Below are 18,874 nucleotides of genomic sequence, written 5' to 3' on the forward strand. Positions count from 1 at the left end.
TGGGTAGTGGCCGCGGATGTTCGACGACTTCGCGACCGACATGATCGACGTGGGCGAGACGGAGCTGTACGTCCGGCACGGCGGCTCCGGCACCCCTCTGCTGCTCCTGCACGGTCACCCGCGCACGCACGCCACCTGGCACCGTGTCGCCCCTCTCCTCTCCCCCCACCACTACGTGGTCTGCCCGGATCTGCGCGGTTACGGCCGTTCCGGCAAGCCGCCCACCACCCCCGATCACGCCCCCTACGGCAAGCGCGCGATGGCGCGGGACATGGTCGCCCTCATGCGGGCGCTCGGCCACGACCGCTTCGCCGTGGCGGGGCACGACCGGGGCGCGTACGTCGCGCACCGCCTGGCCGCCGACCATCCCGGCGAGGTCACCCGCCTGGTCGTGATGGACGCGATCCCCGTCGGCGAGGCGCTGGCCCGCGCCGACGCGCGCTTCGCCGCGGCCTGGTGGCACTGGTTCTTCCTCGGCCAGACCGACAAGCCGGCGGAGCACCTCATCAGCGCCGACCCCGACGCCTGGTACAAGACCACGGAGGAGCAGATGGGCCCGGAGGCGTACCTGGACTTCCGCCGCGCCATCCACGACCCGGCCACGGTGCACGCCATGTGCGAGGACTACCGGGCCGGGCTGACGGTGGACCGGGCCGCCGACGACGCCGACCGGGCGGCGGGCCGCCGCGTCGCCTGCCCGACGCTGTTCCTCTGGTCGTCGAGGGACGACATGGAGGACCTGTACGGCGATCCGCTGGCCATCTGGCGCACCTGGGCCGACGACGTGACCGGTCATCCGATCGACAGCGGCCACCACATGGCCGAGGAGGCGCCCGAGGAGCTGGCGGCCGCCTTGCTGGCGTTCATGAAGCGCTGACCGGAAATTCCCGGCGGGGCGGTCGTGTTGCCCGGACATGGGCAATGCTTTCGCGGACGAGAACGTCATCCGCCGGCTCCTCACCGAGACGCGGACGTGGGCCTTCGTCGGGCTGTCGGACAACCCCGACCGCACGGCGTACGACCAGGCGGGCCTGCTCCAGGCGCGCGGCAAGCGGATCATCCCCGTCCACCCGGCCGCCGAGACGGTGCTCGGCGAGCCGGGGTACGCCACCCTCGCCGAGGCGCGGGAGAAGGTGCCCGAGGACATAGACGTGGTCGCGATCTACCGCCGCGCCGAGCACGCCGGGCAGGCCGTGGACGAGGCCGTCGCGATCGGGGCCGGGGCGGTGTGGCTGCCGCTCGGCGTCGTCGACGAGGCCGCCGGGCGGCGGGCGCGGGAGGCCGGGCTCGACGTGGTGATGGACCGCTGCCCCGGCGTCGAATGGGCCCTCCGCCGCATTCCCTGACCAGACCTGCGCCGGGCGGCCGGAGCCGGACCGGCCGCCGGACGCGCGGCGCGTCAGACCATCTGGCCGCTCGGTCCCCGGCGGATCACGCGGGTGGCCTGGCGGCGGTCGTCGGGCGGCTGCGGCGGGGCGGACACCAGCACGTCCGGCGGGTCCTGCCGGTAGAAGATGTCGATGTCCACCTCCTCGCCGCCCATGACCAGCGTGTCCCACGCCCCGCTGGCGAGGAACGCGCGCAGCGCCTCGGGGCTGAGGCAGCGCAGGTGGGCCCGGAGCGTGGCGTCGTCCGGCAGGCCGGGGATGCGGGAGGCCAGCCGGTCGCGGATCTGCCTGAGCCGGTCCATGAAGGCGTCCAGATCGGCCTCCCTGGAGCCGTCCCCCTCCGCGGCGGGCTCGGGAGGCGTGAGGCCGTCGGCGATCAGGTCCTTGACGGCCCGGGTGACGCCGTGGCCGTCCGTGGCCACCATCGCCTGCCAGGCGCGGCTCTTGTGCCGGTACTGCAGCATCGACATGGCCGCCTCGTGCCGGATGAAGTCGGCGTCGCGGAACGGCCGGCCGCGCCAGCTCTGGCTGAGCGTACGCGCCAGCGAGATGGCCGAGGCCAGCCCGCTGTTGAGCCCGCGCCCCGGCCAGAAGTGGATGGCGTTGGCGGCGTCGCCGAGCAGGAACCCGTACGTGCCGGGTGTCCCGGCGGCCGGCGGGTGGAGCTGGGCGGTGAAGCGCGGCCGCTGGACCATGTCGAGCCGGAACGCGGTCACCGCGCTCAGGTTCTCCTCGGCGACGCCGAAGAAGCGCAGCCCCTCCCGCACCCGCGTCCACAGCCGCGAGCCCCTGACCAGCGCGGGCAGGAACAGCGTGCCGTGCGTGGAGCAGTGGAACTCGCCGTGCTCGGTCCGGTCCATGAGGCACGGGCTGGCGGCCACGCACTGCTCGAACACGTGCCGGACCGGGTCGATCCCGATGACCTCCTTGGCCTCCTCGTCGGTCAGCCGCATGTTGAGGAAGCCCTCGCCGCGCAGGGCGTTCAGCAGGAAGCGGTTCTGGGCGACGGTGAGCAGCACGGTCATCGGGTCCGGCAGGTCGGATTTGACGCGCAGCCCGAGGACGACGTCCTGCAGGTGGTGGCCGTCGAGCGAGTAGATCGAGGTGTCGGCGGTGCCGAACTTGGCGGCGAAGTGGGCGCGGGTGCGCGAGCGCCCGCCCTCGCAGATGGCGAGGACGTGGTCGCGGGCGGCGGCCTCGCGGTGCTCGTCGGGCGAGAACCGCGCGGGGACCAGCCGGATCCGGTCGGGGCGCTCGTTCGCCAGCTCCAGCAGCGTGTCCTCGATGTAGGCGATGCGCAGGTTGCGCGGGCCCTGACCGCGGATCGAGTCAGGGCCGGTGGGCCACATCTCGGTGTACGCGCCGGGCGCGAACAGCCGGGCCTGCGCCCGCTCCGGCAGGTTGAGGTACTGGCGGCTCTGGACGGTGACGACCTGCTGCCGCCGGACGTTGCCCTCCGCCCTGCCCTTCCACCCGACCCGGGCGCCGTCGCTCTTCCAGCGGCCGTCGTACACGGTGACGGCGACCCGCTCGCCCATGAGCTGGTCGAGGAGCAGGGCGAGGCTGAGCCCGACGGGGCCGCCGCCGCTGATCGTGACGCGCAGGACCTGCCCGGGGTCCACCGCCCGTACGGCGCTCCGCACCGCCCCGGGGTCCATGATGGTGTCGGCGTCCTCGCCCGCGAGCTCGAAGCAGAAGACCTCGTCGCCGATGGTGATCAGATCGCCGGGGCGCAGCACGTGCATGGCCACGGGGGCGCCGTTGACCAGGGTGCCGTTGCGGCTGCCCAGGTCGCGCAGGACGTAGCGGCCCTCCTCGTGGCGCACCTCGGCGTGCGAGCGCGAGGCCCGGCCGCCGGCGATGACCACGCCGCTGTCGCCCCTGCGGCCGAACGTCAGCGGCCGCTCGCCGAGCGGGAACCGTCTTCCGGACTGAGGGCCCTCGTGCCCCACGATCACCGGCGGCATAGGTAACTCCCATTCCCTAGCCAAATGGACTGGAGTCCGTGCCGCTACAGCATGAGACGGGATGAACCTATTTACCAGTGAAAATTACTCACACAAGAGAATCGTCACGTTTACGACGGGTATGGGGCGGGATTGGAAATCCGGAGGGGAGTTACGTCATGATCGTATTGCGCCGTCTCACGGCGATCCGAGCATGCCTGGCACTGCCGAACCTGCCGGGCCCGTCACCCGGTCCGGACGGCGCCGCCGACCAGGGCCGGCGTCGCCGCCGTCGCCGCCGCCGTTGACCCGCCAGGGTCACTTCCAGGGAAGTCTCCTCCCCTTGTACGAGGGGTGCCGGGACTCCCAGTACTTCCAGCCCTCGAAGCGGGCCGGCACGTTGGCGATGCCCGAGGCGATCTCCACATGCCGGCACGTGGAAAGGACCGACCAGGCCGACCAGCCGATGCGGTAGCCGAACACCCGGTACCACATGTTGCCGTACATACCCTCCTTGATGTCGCGCGAATACTCGTGCCCCGTGAACACCATGTGCCGCTCCTCCAGGTGCGGGATGCCGTTCTTGCGCAGCGCCCGGATCACCTCTCCTGGCTCGATGGGATTGGTGGTCAGGACCCGCTCCTTCTCCGTCTCCAGGAACGCGAGCACCTCGTGCTCCCTCGTCACCGACACCGTCATCGAGCCGCCGGGACCGTCGGTGAAGCGGGTGCGCGGGACGAAGAAGTTGCGCGGCGAGACGTGTCCGCGCTTGAAGAAGATCCGCGGCGTGCACACGCTGTGGTCGTGGTCCTTGATGTGGTTGCGGTGCCGGCGGCGGTTGTTGACTTCGTTCTCGGCGGTGTCCTCAGCGGTGTCCTCGGCGGTGTCCTCGGTGGTGTCGTTGTCGTCGTCGTCGTCCGTCCGGTTGTCCGTCGGGTTGCCCGTCCGGTTGTCCGCCCACGCCGGAGCCAGCGTGGCGGCGAGGACGAATGAGAGCGTGCCGCACGCGGCGGCCTTCCGCATTCCGCGGCGAAGGTTAATGGGCGCGAACATGTGCTCTACCTTTCGGAAATGCCTGCTGCACGATGCTCGCAGGAGGCACGAATCACACCCGACCGCCACACCGGACTTGAATATCCCGTACCGGGCAAGAATTGGTGAAGAACGTTTGGAGCACCCGTACGGGTACCATGCCTGCATGCCGCCCACCCGCGAACACGCCGAGCTGAAGCTGCAGCCGCTGCCGCAGGCGGGCCGGTCACTCGCCGAGCAGGTGATCTCCGAGGTGCGCCGGGCGGTGCACACCGGCGCGATGGTCCCTGGCCGGCTCTACTCCGTCTACCAGATCGCCGAGCAGCTCAACGTCTCCCGCAGCCCGGTCCGCGAGGCCATGCTGCGCCTGGTGGAGGCCGGGCTGGTGCAGGTCGAGCGCAACCGCGGGTTCCGGGTCGTGCTGCCGCACCCGCGCGAGATCGTCGAGATCTTCGGGGTCCGGCTCGCGCTGGAGCTGCCCGCCGTGCGGCGCGCGGCCGGGACCGCCGGACTGGGCGCGGCGCTGCGGGAGACGATGGAACGGATGGCGGAGGCGGTCGAGGCCGGCGACGAGGAGCTGTTCTTCCACCTCGACCAGGCGCTGCACGACCGCGTGCTGGTCGCCGCGGGCAACGGGCGGGCCCGCGCGATCGTCGGCGGCCTGCGCGACACCATGCGCATCCTCGGCTCCTCCACCGACGACGCCTCGCGCACGCTGCGTCAGGTGCACGAGGAGCACGAGCCGATCGTGGCGGCGGTGGCCGCGGGCGACGCCGGGGGCGCGGTGCGGGCGATGCGCGCCCACCTGACCAACACCGGGCTCATCCTCGCCGCGCAGGCGGCCCGCGCCCAGGGCGAGCCGGTGGACGTGGCCGCGCTCTGGGCCGCCGTCGTCGGGGAAGCTAGCTGATCGCTCCGGGCAGGCCCAGCTCCTTCCGCAGGTGAACCAGCGACTCGGCGCGGATCGCGGCGTACAGCTCGTACGGATCGTGCAGGGTCCGCCCGAGCACCCCGGCCAGCTCGTCGGGGCCGAAGTCGGCGCCGGCCGCGGTGACGTCCTTGGTGCCGTCGGAGGTGAGGTTCGACTGGAAGATCCCGGCGGCCGAGCGGGGCAGGAAGTCCTCGTACACGATGGGCCGGGCGCTCACCCAGCCGCCGGCCAGCAGCTCGGCGAGGCCGGCCGGGGGCGGTCCCGCGGGCCGGTCCGAGGCGGCGTGGAAGGTGAAGTACGCCAGGTCCCGCGCGGCCAGCTCCGCCTCCGTGCGCGGCACCCGCGCCTCCCACAGCCCGGCGGCCACGGCGTTGCGCTCCTCCGCGTCCACCCGCCGCCCGGCCAGGGCGTCGTCCAGCGCGGCGGCCAGCTCGTCGTAGAGCGCCCGCCCGGCCGGGGTCACCGCGATCCCCCGCGCCTCGACCTCGCCGAAACGCACCCGCAGGTCGTCCTCGACGATCCGGCCGTCGTCCTCGCGGAACAGCCGGGGCTCGGCGAGCGCGCGGAAGGAGGTCTGGCGCAGCAGCAGGTCGGGGCCGGACCAGCGGGGCGGGCCCTGGATGGCGTCGATCATGGTGATGCCGCGCGCGGACATGCGGGCGTAGAGCGCGTCGATGTCGAGCACGCGCGGGGTCAGGTGGTTGACGTGCGTGCTCGGGACGCCGCCGATGTCGGCGGCCACGGCGGAGACCCCCTCCAGCTCGGCGTACCAGCCGCGCGAGACCGGCTCGCGCGACAGCTCGAACGAGCGCGTGGCGAGCGTCAGGAACTCCTCGGCCGCCGCGTCGTCCAGCCCGCCCTCGGCCTCGGCGCGGTCGGCCAGCTCCAGCAGCCGCGGCGGGAACAGCCGCCGGGCCGACAGGAACGCCTCCAGCCTCCCCTGCAGGTCCTCGCCGAAGAACCGCCGGTCGCCGGTGACCAGCATGGAGGTGAAGACGCGGAACGGGTTCGCGGCCAGCTCGTCCGCGTCCACGGGCCGGAACGCCGTCGAGACGACCGGCACCGAGCTGCTGGCCGCCTCCCGCAGGTCGTAGAAGCCGACCGGGTACATCCCCATCGCGCCGAAGATCCGCGCGACCTGGGCCAGCTCGGCGGGGGTGCCGACGCGGATCGCGCCGTGCCGCTCCTCGGTGACCCTGGCGATCGAGCCGAGGCGTTCGGCGTCCGCGCCCATGCGGGCCAGGACGTCGCGGTTCACCTCCTGGGAGACCTCGACGAGCGTGGTGTAGGCGGGGACCTCGGTGCCGTACATGGCCGACAGGCGCCGGGCGAAGGCCGCCCGCAGCGCGGTCGCGTCCACCATCATGTCGTCCCTTCTCTGGCCCTTCTCCGGCCCTTCTCTGGGTCCTGGTGGCTGGCATGGTACAGGGGTCGCATGTAACATGCTACGTATGGATCGAGCGGCGGGTCTCGCGAGCGACCTGCGCCGGCGCGGCGTCGCCGACGTGCTGACCGACGGCACCACCCGCGCGATCCACTCCTCCGACGCCTCCCTCTACCGGGTGCCGCCGCTGCTGGTCGCCCGGCCCAGGACCGCCGAGGACGTCCAGGCCGCCGTGGAGCTGTGCGCCCGGCACGAGATCCCGCTGACCGCGCGCGGCGCGGGCACCTCGATCGCCGGCAACGCCGTCGGCCCCGGCCTGGTGCTCGACTTCAGCCGGCACATGGACCGGGTGCTGAAGCTCGACCCCGAGGCCCGCACGGCGGTGGTCCAGCCCGGCGTGGTCCAGGCCGCGCTCCAGCGGGCGGCGGCCCCTCACGGGCTGCGCTTCGGCCCCGACCCGTCCAGCCACACCCGCTGCACGATCGGCGGGATGATCGGCAACAACGCCTGCGGCTCGCGCGCGCTCGGCTACGGCCGCACCTCCGACAACGTGACGGGACTCCAGGCCGTCGCCGGCGACGGCACCCATCTGGACCTGCCCGCGCAGGCCGGGCCGGCCGCGCTGCGCGACCTCGTGGCGGCGAACCTGGCGACGATCCGCACCGAGTTCGGCAGGTTCGGCCGCCAGGTGTCCGGCTACGCGCTGGAGCACCTGCTGCCGGAGAACGGCTTCGACGTGACCCGGCTGCTGGTCGGCAGCGAGGGCACGCTCGCCGTCCTCACCGAGGCGACGGTGCGGCTGGTCGCCGATCCCGCGCACCGCGTGCTGGTCGTGCTCGGCTACGCCGACATCGCCGAGGCCGGGGACGCCGCGCCCGGCCTGCTCGCCTTCCTGCCCACCGCGTGCGAGGGCCTCGACGCCCGCATCGTGGACGTGGTCCGCGCCCGCCGCGGCCCCGGCGCGGTGCCGCCGCTGCCGGGCGGGGCCGCCTGGCTGTTCACCGAGATCGCCGGCGACGACGAGGCCGAGGTGCGCGAGCGGGCCGCCCGCCTGGCCGCCGGGCACCCGGACGCGCTCGTCGTCACCGACCCGGCGAAGGCCGCGGCGCTCTGGCGGATCAGGGAGGACGGCGCGGGCCTGTCCGGCCACAGCCCCGCAGGGCGGCCGGCGCACGCGGGCTGGGAGGACGCCGCGGTGCCGCCCGCGATGCTCGGCCGCTACCTGCGCGACTTCGAGGAGCTGATGGCCGGTCACGGGCTGACCGGCCTGCCGTACGGGCACTTCGGCGACGGCTGCCTGCACATCAGGATCGACCTGCCGCTGGAGCGGCCCGGCGGGCCCCAGGTGCTGCGCGAGTTCCTGGTCGCCGCCGCCACGCTCGTCGCCGGCTACGGCGGTTCGCTGTCCGGCGAGCACGGCGACGGCCGCGCCAGGAGCGAGCTGCTGCCGCTCATGTACTCCCCCGCCGCGATCGGCCTGTTCGAGCAGGTGAAGGGCGTCTTCGACCCGGCCGGCACGCTCAATCCCGGCGTGTTGGTCCGGCCCCGCCCGTTCGACGCCGACCTGCGCGTCCCCGCCGCCCGCCCGGCCCCCGGCCGGCTCGCCCTGGCCTACCGGCACGACGGCGGCGACTTCACCCAGGCCGTCCACCGCTGCACCGGCGTGGGCAAGTGCCGGGCCGACAACACCGGCACCGGCGGTGTCATGTGCCCCTCCTACCTGGCGACCAGGGAGGAGAAGGACTCCACGCGGGGCCGGGCGCGGGCCCTCCAGGAGATGCTCAACGGCGGGGACGTGTCGGGCGGCTGGCGTTCGCCCGAGGTGCACGAGGCCCTGGACCTGTGCCTGGCCTGCAAGGGCTGCGCCTCCGACTGCCCGACCGGCGTGGACATGGCGGCGTACAAGGCGGAGGTGCTGCACCAGAGCTACCGGGGGCGGCTGCGCCCGGCCTCGCACTACTCGCTGGGGCGGCTGCCGCTGTGGGCGCGGCTGGCGTCCCGGATGCCGCGCGTGGCCAACGCGGCCCTGCGCGTGCCCGCGCTGCGCCGCCCGGCGCTCGCGCTGGCCGGGGTGGACGCGCGGCGCACGCTGCCCGCGTTCGCGCCGCGCACGTTCCGCTCCTGGTTCGCGCGCCGGCCGCGACCGGCGGCGGGCGAGCCGGTGCTGCTGTTCGTGGACACCTTCACCGACCACTTCGCGCCCGAGGTCGGCCGGGCCGCCGTCGCCGTGCTGGAGGCGGCCGGCTACGCGCCCCGCGTCACCGCGCGCCGCGGCTGCTGCGCGCTGACCTGGATCTCCACCGGCCAGCTCGACCAGGCCAGGCGCATACTCGGCCGGACCGTACGCGACCTCGCGGCGGAGGCCGGTGACGGCGTGCCGATCGTGGGCCTGGAGCCGTCCTGCACGGCCGTCCTGCGCTCGGACGCCCTGGAGCTGCTGGACGAGGCCACCGCCGCGCCCGTCGCCCGCGCCACGAGAACCCTCGCCGAGCTGCTGGCCGCCACCCCCGGCTGGCGTCCGCCGCCGCTCGACGGCGTGCGCGTGGTGGCCCAGCCGCACTGCCACCACCACGCCGTCATGACCTGGGAGCCGGACCTGCGGCTGCTGCGCGCGGCCGGCGCCGAGGTGCGCAGGCTCGGCGGCTGCTGCGGCCTGGCCGGCAACTTCGGCGTCGAGAAGGGCCACCACGACGTGTCGGTGGCGGTCGCCGGGCAGCAGCTCCTGCCCGCGCTGCGGGAGGCCGCGCCGGACGCGGCCGTGCTCGCCGACGGCTTCTCCTGCCGCACCCAGATCGCCGACCTGTCACCCAGGCGCGGCGTCCACCTGGCTCAGCTCCTGGCCGACCGGCTCACACCCGAGAGGAACTGACTGATGGGACGAGAACTGCCCCGGCGGGCCGCGGTGGTCGTCATCGGCGGCGGCGTCATGGGGGTCAGCATCGCGTACGAGCTGGCCGCGGCCGGGGTGCGCGACGTGGTGCTGCTCGACAAGGGGCCGCTCGGCTCCGGCTCCACCTGCAAGGCGGCCGGCGGCGTGCGGGCGCAGTTCTCCGACCGGGTCAACATCGAGCTGGCCGTACGCAGCCTGGAGACGTTCGAGCACTTCGCCGAGCGCTTCGGGCAGGAGATCGACCTGCACCGCCCCGGTTACCTGTTCCTGCTGGACGCGCCGGAGGCGGTCGCGGAGTTCGAGCGCAACGTCGCCGTACAGAACGACCTCGGCGTGCCCAGCCGGATGATCTCGGTGCGCGAGGCCGCCGCGCTGTCGCCGCTCATCTCCACCGACGGGCTGCTCGCCGCCGCCTTCTCCCCCTCCGACGGCCACTGCACGCCCGAGTCCGTGGTGCTCGGCTACGCGGGCGCCGCCCGGCGGCTCGGCGCGCGGCTGCTGCCCGGCTGCGCGGCGACCGGCATCGAGCTCGCGGACGGGGCCGTCACCGCGGTGCTGACCGAGGGCGGCCGGATCGAGACCGAAACCGTGATCTGCGCGGCCGGGGCCTGGTCGCGCGAGGTGGGGGCGTGGGCGGGCGTGGACCTGCCGGTGACGCCGCTGCGCCGGCAGATCCTGGTGACCGAGCCGGTGCCCGGCCTGCCGCCGACCGCGTTCACCATCGACTTCGGCACCACCTTCTACTTCCATCGGGAGGGTCCGGGGCTGCTGCTCGGCATGTCCGACCCGGACGAGACGCCCGGCTTCAAGCTCGACCGCTCCGACGCCTGGCTGCCGCGACTCGGCGAGGCCATGGCCCGCCGCGCGCCCGCGCTGATGGAGACCGGCATCGCCACCGGCTGGGCCGGCCTGTACGAGGTGACGCCCGACCACAACGCGCTCATCGGCGCGGCCCCCGGCGTCGAGCGGTTCCTCTACGCCACCGGCTTCTCCGGCCACGGCTTCCTCATGGGCCCGGCGGTCGGCGAAGTCGTGCGCGACCTCTACCTGGGGCGCGAGCCGTTCACGGACGTGTCCGGCTTCGACGCGCGCCGCTTCGCGCGGTCCGCGGCCCGCCCCGAGCTCAACATCGTGTGATTTCCGACAAGAAGGAGCTTTTTCCGTGGTGACGATACTGCCGAGCGCCGCCGAGCTGGCCGCGACCGCGCGGGAGACCGCGAAACGCTGCGGGGTGGACGTGGACGCGCTCGGCGACGGCGTCACCACGACCTCGCCGATCAACGGCGCGCCGCTGGCCCGCGTCGGCTGGGCCGGCCCCGAGGCGGTGGACGAGGCCGTCGCGCGGGCGCGGGCCGCGTTCCTGGCCTGGCGGGTGGTGCCCGCGCCGGTGCGCGGCGCGCTGGTGAAGCGGTTCGGCGAGCTGCTGACGGCGCACAAGGCCGACCTGGCGACGCTGGTCAGCCTGGAGGTCGGCAAGATCACCTCCGAGGCGCTGGGCGAGATCCAGGAGATGATCGACATCTGCGACTTCGCCGTGGGCCTGTCCCGCCAGCTCTACGGCCGCACGATCAGCTCCGAACGGCCCGGCCACCGGCTCATGGAGACCTGGCACCCGCTGGGCGTGGTCGGCGTCATCAGCGCCTTCAACTTCCCCGCCGCCGTGTGGTCGTGGAACACCGCGATCGCCCTGGTCTGCGGCGATCCCGTCGTCTGGAAGCCGTCCGAGCTGGCGCCGCTGACCGCGCTCGCCTGCGCGGCGCTGCTCGACCGGGCCGCCGCCGAGCAGGGCGCGCCCGCGCACCTCGGCCAGGTCCTGCTGGGCGGGCCCGACCTCGGCGAGGCGCTGGTCGACCATCCGGGGATCGCGCTGGTCAGCGCCACCGGCTCGACCCGGATGGGCCGCGAGGTGGGGCCGCGCGTGGCCGCCAGGTTCGGCCGCTCGCTGCTGGAGCTCGGCGGCAACAACGCCGCCGTGGTGTGCCCGTCGGCCGACCTCGATCTCGCCGTACGGGGCATCGTGTTCTCGGCGGCGGGCACGGCGGGCCAGCGGTGCACCACGATGCGGCGGGTCATCGCGCACACCTCCGTCGTGGACGCGCTGACCGAGCGGCTGGCCGGCGCCTACGGCCGGCTGCCGATCGGCAACCCGCTCGCCGCCGGCACGCTCGTGGGGCCGCTCATCTCGGGGCGGGCGTACGAGGCCATGCGGGAGGCGCTGCGGGAGGCGGGCGAGCAGGGCGGCACGCTGGTCGCCGGCGGCGGCCGGCGCCTCGCCGACCAGGCGCCCGACGCCTACTACGCCGAGCCGGCGCTGGTCCGGGTCGGCGAGCAGGTGCCGGTCGTGACGCGCGAGACGTTCGCCCCCATCCTGTACGTGCTGCCGTACGAGGAGCTGGACGAGGCGATCGCGCTCAACAACGCGGTGCCGCAGGGGCTGTCGTCCAGCATCTTCACCCGCGACCAGGGCGAGGCCGAGCTGTTCCTGTCGGCCGAGGGCTCCGACTGCGGGATCGTCAACGTCAACATCGGCACCTCGGGCGCGGAGATCGGCGGGGCGTTCGGCGGCGAGAAGGAGACCGGGGGCGGCCGGGAGTCGGGGTCGGACGCGTGGCGCGGCTACATGCGCCGCGCCACGAACACGATCAACTACTCCGGTGAGCTGCCCTTGGCCCAGGGCGTCGAGTTCACCGTCTGACCCGGCCGCCCGCCGGTCAGGACTCGCAGGTGTCCTTGATCTCGGCGACGCAGGTGTCGGTGCCGGACCCGCCGGAGGCGCGGTCGCTGGTGCCCGCGCCGCCGAGCAGGGTGTCGTTGCCGCCGTTGCCGCTCATGGTGTCGTTCCCGCCGCCGCCGCTGACCAGGTCACTTTCCGAGCCGCCCTGGAAGAAGTCCGCGCCGTCGCCGAGGAAGACCAGTGACGGCAGGCCGGTGTTGTTGGTGAACAGGTCGGTGCCCGAGCCGAGGACGGCGCTCAGGTCGGTGACGCCCGCCGACGGGCACCGCACGGTGTGGGCGTCGACCTGCGTGCACGACCCTCCGGGAGAGAGCGTGGTGAGCGTGTTGGCCACGACGTAATCCGTGCCGGACACGCTCACGGTGACGGCGTTGTTGGTGGTCGTCGAGCTGATGACCAGGCGGCCGCTCGAGTTGTCGACGGTGCCGGCGGCGCTCGCCGGCCCGGCGACGGCGAGCAGCGGCGCGGCCGCCGCCGCGCCCACGAGAAGCGCGCGCAGCCCCAGGGCGCGGACGGCTCCGATGTGGTTTCGCATGATGGTTCCCCTGTGACAGGTCATCCCCTTTGGCGGGGAGGGGCGGTCTTCCGCCTTCGCCGATTAGAGCGCACCGTGTCCCGTCGGTTCTGCGGCGAAATACCCGCTACGGGCGTGCGTTGCGGCACTGCGCTCGTCGGTCAGGGCCCCGGGGTCAGGGGAGGATCAGCCGCCGGGCCTCGCGGCGGTTGCCGGCCAGCTCCCGCAGCGCCTCCGTGGCGCTGCGCAGGATGGCCGGCCGCTCCCCCGCCCCGTGCGCGAGGGCGCGGACCGTGGCGCGGAGCAGGCCGGGCAGGGCGAGGGTCTCCCTCGGGTCGCGCAGCCGGGAGTAGACGTCGAGCACGCGCCGCACCCCGCCGGGGCCGTCGGTGAGCACCCGCAGCAGCTCGAACTGCACGGGGGCCAGGGCGTCGCCGCGGCCGAGCAGGTTCGTCCAGTGGTAGGTGTGCACGCATTCGGCGTTGCGGCGGCGCTCCCACGCCCGTACGGCCCCGTCGAGCGCGGCCGGGTCGCCGATGACGCCGCCGGCGCGCTCGCCGAGCAGCCGGGCGAACCGGATCGCGTCGCGGATGCCCTGGGCGGTGACCGGGTCCTTGAAGTGGCCGGCATCCCCGATGAGCGCCCATCCCGGCCCTGACGAGCGGCGGAAGTAGGACGGGTGCGTGGTGGAGCTCACCACCTTCGTCGCCCTGGAGCAGCCGGACAGGCGTTCGGCGAGGCCCGGCACGAGGGTCACGCTCCGCTCGAACTCCGCCTCCATGTTGCCGCGGAAGTCCGGCACCCGCTCGACCGGCGGCATCAGCAGCACCAGCGACAGGCCGCCGTCGCAGGGGAAGGCGTTGCCCAGCTCGCGGCCGGCCAGCCACATGGCGGCGGTGTTGCGCCACTCCTCGCGCGGGTCCTCGTAGTAGGCGTAGTAGCAGGCCCGGCCGTTGGCGTGGGTGACGCGCGGCTGCTCGGCGCCGAGCAAGCGGGCGAGGGTGGAGCGGCGGCCGTCGGCGCCGATGACCAGGCGGGCGCGGATCTCGTACTCACCGGGCGCGGCGGGGCCGTCTGGTCCGCCGGGCTCCTCCGGGTCGCCGCCGTCGCGGGATCGTACGCGCACGCCGACGGCCCGCCCGTTCTCCCAGAGCACGCCGGTGACGCGGTGGCCTTCCCTGACGTCCGCCCCGGCCTCGCGGGCGGTGTCGACGAGGGCCGCGTCGAGGGGCGCGCGGCGTACGCACATGCCGTAGTCGAGCCCGTCCACGGGCGTGTAGCCGCCGGCCGCGCCGTGCCCGGGGCCGCCGATGAAGGCGCGCGACAGCCGGGGCGCGCCGATCTTCTCCACCCGTTCCAGCACCCCGGCCCGCGCCAGCTCGGCCACGCCGCCCGCGAAGAGCAGGTGCGTGGAGACGGTGGTGGACGGGAAGTGCGCCGGGTCCACGGCGATCACCCGCAGCCCCTGGCGGGCCAGGGTCGCGGCGGCCACCGCGCCCGCGCAGCGTGCTCCGGCGATGACGACGTCGGCCTGCTCGGCCATCGGACCCTCCCGGCGGACAGGACAGCCATTAACCGACTGGAGTGTCGGTTACGAGGAACGTAAGCGCTCCCAGAGCCGGAGTCAACGCCTCACGGACGGTAGGGTGCGGGTCATGGCGACCAGCGAGCCGAAGAAGCGCATGCCGGGCACGGCCCGCCGGGCCCGGATCATCGAGGCCGCACTGGACGTCTTCGCCGCGCGCGGCTACCACGCCACCGCCATGGAGGAGATCGCGTCCGCCGCCGGGGTGACCCGGTCGGTGCTCTACGACCACTTCCCGTCCAAGCGGGTGCTGCTGATCACCGTCCTGCAGGAGCAGAACGCCGGGCTCGTGGCGCACGTCGGCGCCCGCATCACGGGCAGCGGCTCGCCGGGCAGGCGGCTGCGCGCCACGCTGGACGCCTACTTCAGCTTCGCCCAGGACCGCCCGGCCGCCCGCCGGCTGCTGTTCGACCACACGGACGAGGACGATCCCGAGATCAAGGCGGTGCGCTGGGGCATCAGGGAGGCCCGCACCCGCTCGGTGGCCGTCATGCTGGGCCGCGACCTGCGCAGGCTCGGCCTCGACCCGGACAGCGAGGTCGCCCAGGCGGTGGTCGAGCTGCTGATCTCCGGCACCGACGGCCTGGCCCAGTGGTGGGAGCGGCATCCGTCGGTGCCGCGCGACCGGCTCGTGGAGGCGGCCATGCTCGTGCTCTGGAACGGCCTGTCCACGCTGCCCGAGCCCGAGGCCCACTGACCCCTCTCGCCCCGCTCCGCCCGGACGCACACCGCACTCTTGACAGGTGTGATCCGGGCGTTCATCGTCACGGCTAGCTGAACCAACAGCAGTGTCGGTTAGCGGGTGCGAAGGGAACGGCCATGGAGCAACAGCAGAGCCGGGACGGCATCGGGCGGCGGCGGTTCGTGACGGGGGCGATGGCCGCCGCGGCCGGCGCGGCGACCGGCCCGCTATGGGGCATGCCGGGCGCGAGGGCCGCCGCCCCGGCCCTGGTGAGCGCCGCGGCGGGCAAGAACGTAGCGATCTTCGGCGCCGGCATGGGCGGCCTGAGCGCCGCCCACGAGCTGGCCGAACGCGGCTTCCAGGTCACCGTCTACGAACGCAAGGCGCTCGGCGGCAAGTCGCGGAGCATCCCCGTCCCCGGCACCGGTGCGGGCGGCCGCAAGGACCTGCCCGGCGAGCACGGCTTCCGGTTCTTCCCCGGCTTCTACCAGAACCTGCCCGAGACGATGAGCCGCATCCCGTACGGCTCCGGCACCGTCCGCGACAACCTGGTCCCCGCCAGCCTGGAGGTGATCGCGTACAAGGGGAAGGAACTGCGCGTCCCCATCCCCGGCGACCTCGGCACGATCACCCCCGAGGCCATCGGCGACTACTTACGCACCGCGCTGACGGCCCTCACCACGGTCCCGTTCACCGAGATCAACTTCTTCATCTCGAAGCTGGTCACGTTCATCACCAGCGGCCCGCGGCGGCGGCTCGGCCAGTGGGAGAACATGGGCTTCTCCGACTTCATCAAGGCGAGCCAGATGTCGCAGCAGTACCAGGACCTGCTGGTGCGCATGTTCACCGCCTCCCTGGTCGCCGCGCAACCGGACCTCGCCAACACCCGCACCATGGGCCTGATGTTCGAGGCCCTCATCTACAGCGGGCTCGGCCTCGGCCCGTACGGGCCGCCGGACATGGTGCTGAACGGCCCCTCCAGCGACGTGTGGCTCACCCCCTGGATCGACCATCTCACCGCCATGGGCGTGCAGTTCAAGCTCGGCTGGACCGCGACCGGCTTCACCTACTCCGGCGGCCGCGTCACCGGCGCCCAGGTGACCGGCCCCACCGGCGCCGCCTCCACGGTCACGGCCGACCACTACGTGGCCGCCCTGCCGGTCGAGCGGATCCGGCCGCTGCTGTCGTCCGCCATGAAGACGGCGGACCCGGCGCTGGCCCGGCTCGACCACCTGCAGACCGACTGGATGAACGGGGTGATGATCTACCTCAAGCAGCCCCGGCCGATCGCCGAGGGCCACCTCATCTACGCGGCCACGCCATGGGCGCTCACCTCGATCAGCCAGGCGCAGTTCTGGACCACGAACTTCCCCGCGACCTACGGCGACGGCACGGCCGTCGACTGCCTGTCGCTCGACCTGTCGGACTGGAACACCCCCGGCATCCTGTTCGGCAAGACCGCCAAGCAGTGCACCCGGCCGCAGATCGTCCAGGAGGTGCTGGCCCAGGTGCGTTCGGCCCTGCCCAACGGCGCGGCGCTGCTGCCCGACTCGATCGTGCACTCGTGGTTCGTGGACCCGGCGATCACCGGCGAGGGCACCTCGGCCGTGGCCAACGACGAGCCGCTGCTCATCAACAGCACCTCGTCCTGGTCCAACCGCCCGAACGCCACGACCGCGATCCCGAACTTCTACCTGGCCGCCGACTACGTACGCAACAGCATCAACCTGGCCACCATGGAGGGCGGCAACGAGGCGGGCCGGATGGCGGCCAACGCCGTCCTCGACGCGACCGGGTCCTCGGCGAGCCGCGCCCGGCTGTACGAGCTCTACCTGCCGCGCGAGTTCAAACCCATCCACGACTCCGACGACATCCGCTACCTGCTCGGCCTGCCCAACCGGTTCGACCTGCTCGCTCCGTACTGGCCGGGCCACTGACCCGGGGGATCCATATCCATTCCGGCATGTCTTGAGGAACTTGCTCTTTCTCGTACGTACCTCCAAACGGCAACTATTCGGTTTCAGGAGGTACGTCATGCACCGCAGAGTCGCCCTGCTCTCCGCCGCCGCGATCGCCGTGGCCGGCGCTCTCGTCCCGGCGGCCTCGGCCCAGGCGTCCAGCACCACGAGTAGCACCACTGGCGGCACCACCAGCGGATTCGACCGCAACCCCGTCGGCTGGGCGGGCGCGGACTCAGCCTCGGAACGCAGGACCGTCCTGTCGTACTGGACGTCCCAGCGCATGCTGGCGGCGCAGCCGCTGGACACGCCCGAGATCCGCCGCTCCGGCGGATCCGGGCCCACCCAGGGCACCCCGTGGGCGACCCGCGGCGCGTCGTCCACCCCGACGCAGGGCCGCTCGTACGCGGTCCGCCCGGTGTCGGCCCAGCGTACGGCCGAGGTGCTGCAGAACAGCCCCGGCCTGCGCTGGACCGACGGCGGCGCGGTGACCCGCACCGTCGGGCGGGTCTTCTTCACCACGGCGGACGGCCGCAACTCCGCCTGCTCCGGCACCGCGGTCACCAGCGCCAACGAGAGCGTCGTGATGACCGCCGGGCACTGCGTGAAGCTGAACGGGGCCGCGCACCGCAACTGGGTGTTCGTGCCCGGCTTCGACAACGGCCGCCGCCCGTTCGGGACCTGGGTGGCGACCACGCTGCTGACCACCCAGCAGTGGAACGCCAACGAGAACATCAACTTCGACGTCGCCGCCGCCGTGGTCGCGCCACTTCAGGGACGTTCGCTCACGGACGTCGTGGGCGGGCAGGGCGTGGCGTTCAACCAGCCGAGGGGACGGCAGATGTTCTCCCTCGGCTATCCGGCGGCGGCCCCGTTCGACGGCTCGCGGCTCATCTACTGCAGCGGGCGGGCCTTCGACGACACCGTGCAGACCCGGGACCTCGGGCTGCGCTGCAACATGACCGGCGGGTCCAGCGGCGGCCCGTGGTTCGCCGGTTTCAACGCCTCCACCGGGCAGGGCTGGCTCAACTCGGTCAACAGCTTCAAGTACGACTTCGCGCCGAACTTCATGTTCGGCCCGTTCTTCGGCAACGAGGCGATGGCCGTCTACCGGGCGGCCCAGAACGTCGGCGCGCAATGACCGTGCTCACCCGGCCAGCACCTCCCGCGGCACCTCCCGCGGCGTCTGGCTGCGGTAGGAGTGACCCAGCTCCGTGCCGAGCCCGAAGTAGTGGCGGAAGTTGTAGATGAGCGGGCTCCACGCGGCCGGGTCCACATGGTCGGTGCCGGGGACGACGAGGCGCGGATCGGCGTGCACCTTGCCGACCGCGGCCTCGACGATGACGAACCCGCCCGAGACGGCCTCCCCGACCCGCTCGGCCCTGGCCTCCAGCTGGATGGGGCACTCGGCCACGCGCGGCGGCCGTACGGTGTCCGACGGTTCGGCCCGCAGCCCCGCCGCGCCGAACTTGTCGGGCTCGAACCGGCAGCCGGCGGGCTTGCTCGCCGGCACCGGGTCGCGGCCGGTGAGCGGGGCGAGCCGCTCCACCGCCTCCCACTGGTGCGGGGCGGGCAGGTTGATCACCAGGCCGGCGCGCTCGGCGAGGTTGCGCGCGCTCTGGCCCTCCGCGCCGAGCCCGAGCACCACCACCTGGCCGAGCGCCCACGCCGAGGAGATCGGCGCGAGGTTGGCCGAGCCGTCCGCGTTCTCGGTGGTCAGAAGCACAACCGGGGTGCCGAAGTACAGGATGCTGGGGTTGATGGCGACATGCATGGACGCAGCCTAGAAAGGCGACGTTCAAGTCCCGGCCGAAACGTCCCCGCCGCCCC

General features: G+C 73.4%; 15 protein-coding genes. 9 read left to right on the forward strand and 6 right to left on the reverse strand.

From position 1 onward, the window contains the following. Positions 1–16 precede the first annotated feature (16 nt). Complete coding sequence (locus SMD20_RS17410) at positions 17–877, forward strand: alpha/beta fold hydrolase (protein ID WP_329581980.1); 861 nt, start codon at positions 17–19, stop codon at positions 875–877. Between the two features lie 37 nt (positions 878–914). Continuing rightward, complete coding sequence (locus tag SMD20_RS17415) at positions 915–1,346, forward strand: CoA-binding protein (RefSeq protein WP_329581983.1); 432 nt, start codon at positions 915–917, stop codon at positions 1,344–1,346. 53 nt (positions 1,347–1,399) lie between these two features. Here SMD20_RS17415 and SMD20_RS17420 read toward each other — a convergent pair whose 3' ends face one another. Both SMD20_RS17420 and SMD20_RS17425 read right to left on the reverse strand, forming a co-directional pair. After that, entirely contained in the window at positions 1,400–3,355 is a 1,956-nt protein-coding gene (locus tag SMD20_RS17420) for an FHA domain-containing protein (protein WP_329581985.1), read from the reverse strand. Positions 3,356–3,652: 297 nt separating this feature from the next. Then, positions 3,653–4,357 carry a hypothetical protein gene (locus SMD20_RS17425; RefSeq protein ID WP_329581987.1) on the reverse strand — a complete coding sequence of 235 codons (705 nt, stop codon included), beginning with the start codon at positions 4,355–4,357 and terminating at the stop codon, positions 3,653–3,655. A 175-nt stretch (positions 4,358–4,532) separates the two neighbouring features. On the opposite strand from SMD20_RS17425, the gene SMD20_RS17430 reads away from it, so the two are divergent. After that, positions 4,533–5,276 (forward strand): GntR family transcriptional regulator, encoded by a 744-nt coding sequence (locus SMD20_RS17430; RefSeq protein ID WP_329581989.1) that lies wholly within the window; start codon positions 4,533–4,535, stop codon positions 5,274–5,276. Here the strand turns inward: SMD20_RS17430 and hglS are convergent. Further along, a complete protein-coding gene (gene hglS, locus SMD20_RS17435) occupies positions 5,269–6,663 on the reverse strand; it encodes a 2-oxoadipate dioxygenase/decarboxylase (RefSeq protein WP_329581992.1) in 1,395 nt (464 codons plus the stop codon). The two genes, SMD20_RS17430 and hglS, sit on opposite strands and share 8 nt — an antisense overlap. 85 nt (positions 6,664–6,748) lie before the next feature. On the opposite strand from hglS, the gene SMD20_RS17440 reads away from it, so the two are divergent. From SMD20_RS17440 to amaB, 3 genes are read left to right on the forward strand one after another with little or no spacing between them, the layout of a single operon-like run. Beyond that, the gene (locus tag SMD20_RS17440; protein ID WP_329581994.1) at positions 6,749–9,550 is read left to right on the forward strand and encodes an FAD-binding and (Fe-S)-binding domain-containing protein; all 2,802 of its coding nucleotides are present in this window, start codon (positions 6,749–6,751) and stop codon (positions 9,548–9,550) included. Between the two features lie 3 nt (positions 9,551–9,553). Continuing rightward, the gene (locus tag SMD20_RS17445) at positions 9,554–10,708 is read left to right on the forward strand and encodes an NAD(P)/FAD-dependent oxidoreductase (RefSeq protein WP_329581997.1); all 1,155 of its coding nucleotides are present in this window, start codon (positions 9,554–9,556) and stop codon (positions 10,706–10,708) included. A gap of 25 nt (positions 10,709–10,733) precedes the next feature. Continuing rightward, complete coding sequence (gene amaB, locus SMD20_RS17450) at positions 10,734–12,266, forward strand: L-piperidine-6-carboxylate dehydrogenase (RefSeq protein ID WP_329582001.1); 1,533 nt, start codon at positions 10,734–10,736, stop codon at positions 12,264–12,266. A 16-nt stretch (positions 12,267–12,282) separates the two neighbouring features. On the opposite strand, the gene SMD20_RS17455 is transcribed toward amaB, so the two are convergent. Further along, entirely contained in the window at positions 12,283–12,840 is a 558-nt protein-coding gene (locus tag SMD20_RS17455; RefSeq protein WP_329582004.1) for a calcium-binding protein, read from the reverse strand. Positions 12,841–12,994: 154 nt separating this feature from the next. Next, a complete protein-coding gene (locus SMD20_RS17460; protein ID WP_329582007.1) occupies positions 12,995–14,362 on the reverse strand; it encodes an NAD(P)/FAD-dependent oxidoreductase in 1,368 nt (455 codons plus the stop codon). A 112-nt stretch (positions 14,363–14,474) separates the two neighbouring features. Here SMD20_RS17460 and SMD20_RS17465 point away from each other — a divergent pair, with 112 nt between their 5' ends. The 3 genes from SMD20_RS17465 (at position 14,475) to SMD20_RS17475 (ending at position 18,185) form a co-directional block, all read left to right on the forward strand. Beyond that, entirely contained in the window at positions 14,475–15,101 is a 627-nt protein-coding gene (locus SMD20_RS17465) for a TetR/AcrR family transcriptional regulator (RefSeq protein WP_329582009.1), read from the forward strand. Positions 15,102–15,223: 122 nt separating this feature from the next. Further along, a complete protein-coding gene (locus SMD20_RS17470; RefSeq protein WP_329582012.1) occupies positions 15,224–17,023 on the forward strand; it encodes a hydroxysqualene dehydroxylase in 1,800 nt (599 codons plus the stop codon). A gap of 97 nt (positions 17,024–17,120) precedes the next feature. Further along, positions 17,121–18,185 carry a trypsin-like serine peptidase gene (locus SMD20_RS17475; protein ID WP_329582014.1) on the forward strand — a complete coding sequence of 355 codons (1,065 nt, stop codon included), beginning with the start codon at positions 17,121–17,123 and terminating at the stop codon, positions 18,183–18,185. Between the two features lie 6 nt (positions 18,186–18,191). On the opposite strand, the gene SMD20_RS17480 is transcribed toward SMD20_RS17475, so the two are convergent. After that, positions 18,192–18,818 carry a flavin reductase family protein gene (locus SMD20_RS17480; protein ID WP_329582016.1) on the reverse strand — a complete coding sequence of 209 codons (627 nt, stop codon included), beginning with the start codon at positions 18,816–18,818 and terminating at the stop codon, positions 18,192–18,194. Positions 18,819–18,874: the final 56 nt, after the last annotated feature.

Origin of the sequence: Nonomuraea sp. LP-02 (genome assembly GCF_036289125.1) — a bacterium.
GTDB lineage: Bacteria > Actinomycetota > Actinomycetes > Streptosporangiales > Streptosporangiaceae > Nonomuraea > Nonomuraea bangladeshensis.

What these genes read in the sequence shown, in the direction of transcription:
- SMD20_RS17410 (WP_329581980.1), top strand. Translation starts at nt 17, where the DNA reads ATGTTCGACGACTTCGCGACCGACATGATCGACGTGGGCGAGACGGAG.
- SMD20_RS17415 (WP_329581983.1), top strand. Translation starts at nt 915, where the DNA reads ATGGGCAATGCTTTCGCGGACGAGAACGTCATCCGCCGGCTCCTCACC.
- SMD20_RS17420 (WP_329581985.1), bottom strand. Translation starts at nt 3,355, where the DNA reads ATGCCGCCGGTGATCGTGGGGCACGAGGGCCCTCAGTCCGGAAGACGG.
- SMD20_RS17425 (WP_329581987.1), bottom strand. Translation starts at nt 4,357, where the DNA reads ATGCGGAAGGCCGCCGCGTGCGGCACGCTCTCATTCGTCCTCGCCGCC.
- SMD20_RS17430 (WP_329581989.1), top strand. Translation starts at nt 4,533, where the DNA reads ATGCCGCCCACCCGCGAACACGCCGAGCTGAAGCTGCAGCCGCTGCCG.
- hglS (WP_329581992.1), bottom strand. Translation starts at nt 6,663, where the DNA reads ATGATGGTGGACGCGACCGCGCTGCGGGCGGCCTTCGCCCGGCGCCTG.
- SMD20_RS17440 (WP_329581994.1), top strand. Translation starts at nt 6,749, where the DNA reads ATGGATCGAGCGGCGGGTCTCGCGAGCGACCTGCGCCGGCGCGGCGTC.
- SMD20_RS17445 (WP_329581997.1), top strand. Translation starts at nt 9,554, where the DNA reads ATGGGACGAGAACTGCCCCGGCGGGCCGCGGTGGTCGTCATCGGCGGC.
- SMD20_RS17455 (WP_329582004.1), bottom strand. Translation starts at nt 12,840, where the DNA reads ATGCGAAACCACATCGGAGCCGTCCGCGCCCTGGGGCTGCGCGCGCTT.
- SMD20_RS17460 (WP_329582007.1), bottom strand. Translation starts at nt 14,362, where the DNA reads ATGGCCGAGCAGGCCGACGTCGTCATCGCCGGAGCACGCTGCGCGGGC.
- SMD20_RS17465 (WP_329582009.1), top strand. Translation starts at nt 14,475, where the DNA reads ATGGCGACCAGCGAGCCGAAGAAGCGCATGCCGGGCACGGCCCGCCGG.
- SMD20_RS17470 (WP_329582012.1), top strand. Translation starts at nt 15,224, where the DNA reads ATGGAGCAACAGCAGAGCCGGGACGGCATCGGGCGGCGGCGGTTCGTG.
- SMD20_RS17475 (WP_329582014.1), top strand. Translation starts at nt 17,121, where the DNA reads ATGCACCGCAGAGTCGCCCTGCTCTCCGCCGCCGCGATCGCCGTGGCC.
- SMD20_RS17480 (WP_329582016.1), bottom strand. Translation starts at nt 18,818, where the DNA reads ATGCATGTCGCCATCAACCCCAGCATCCTGTACTTCGGCACCCCGGTT.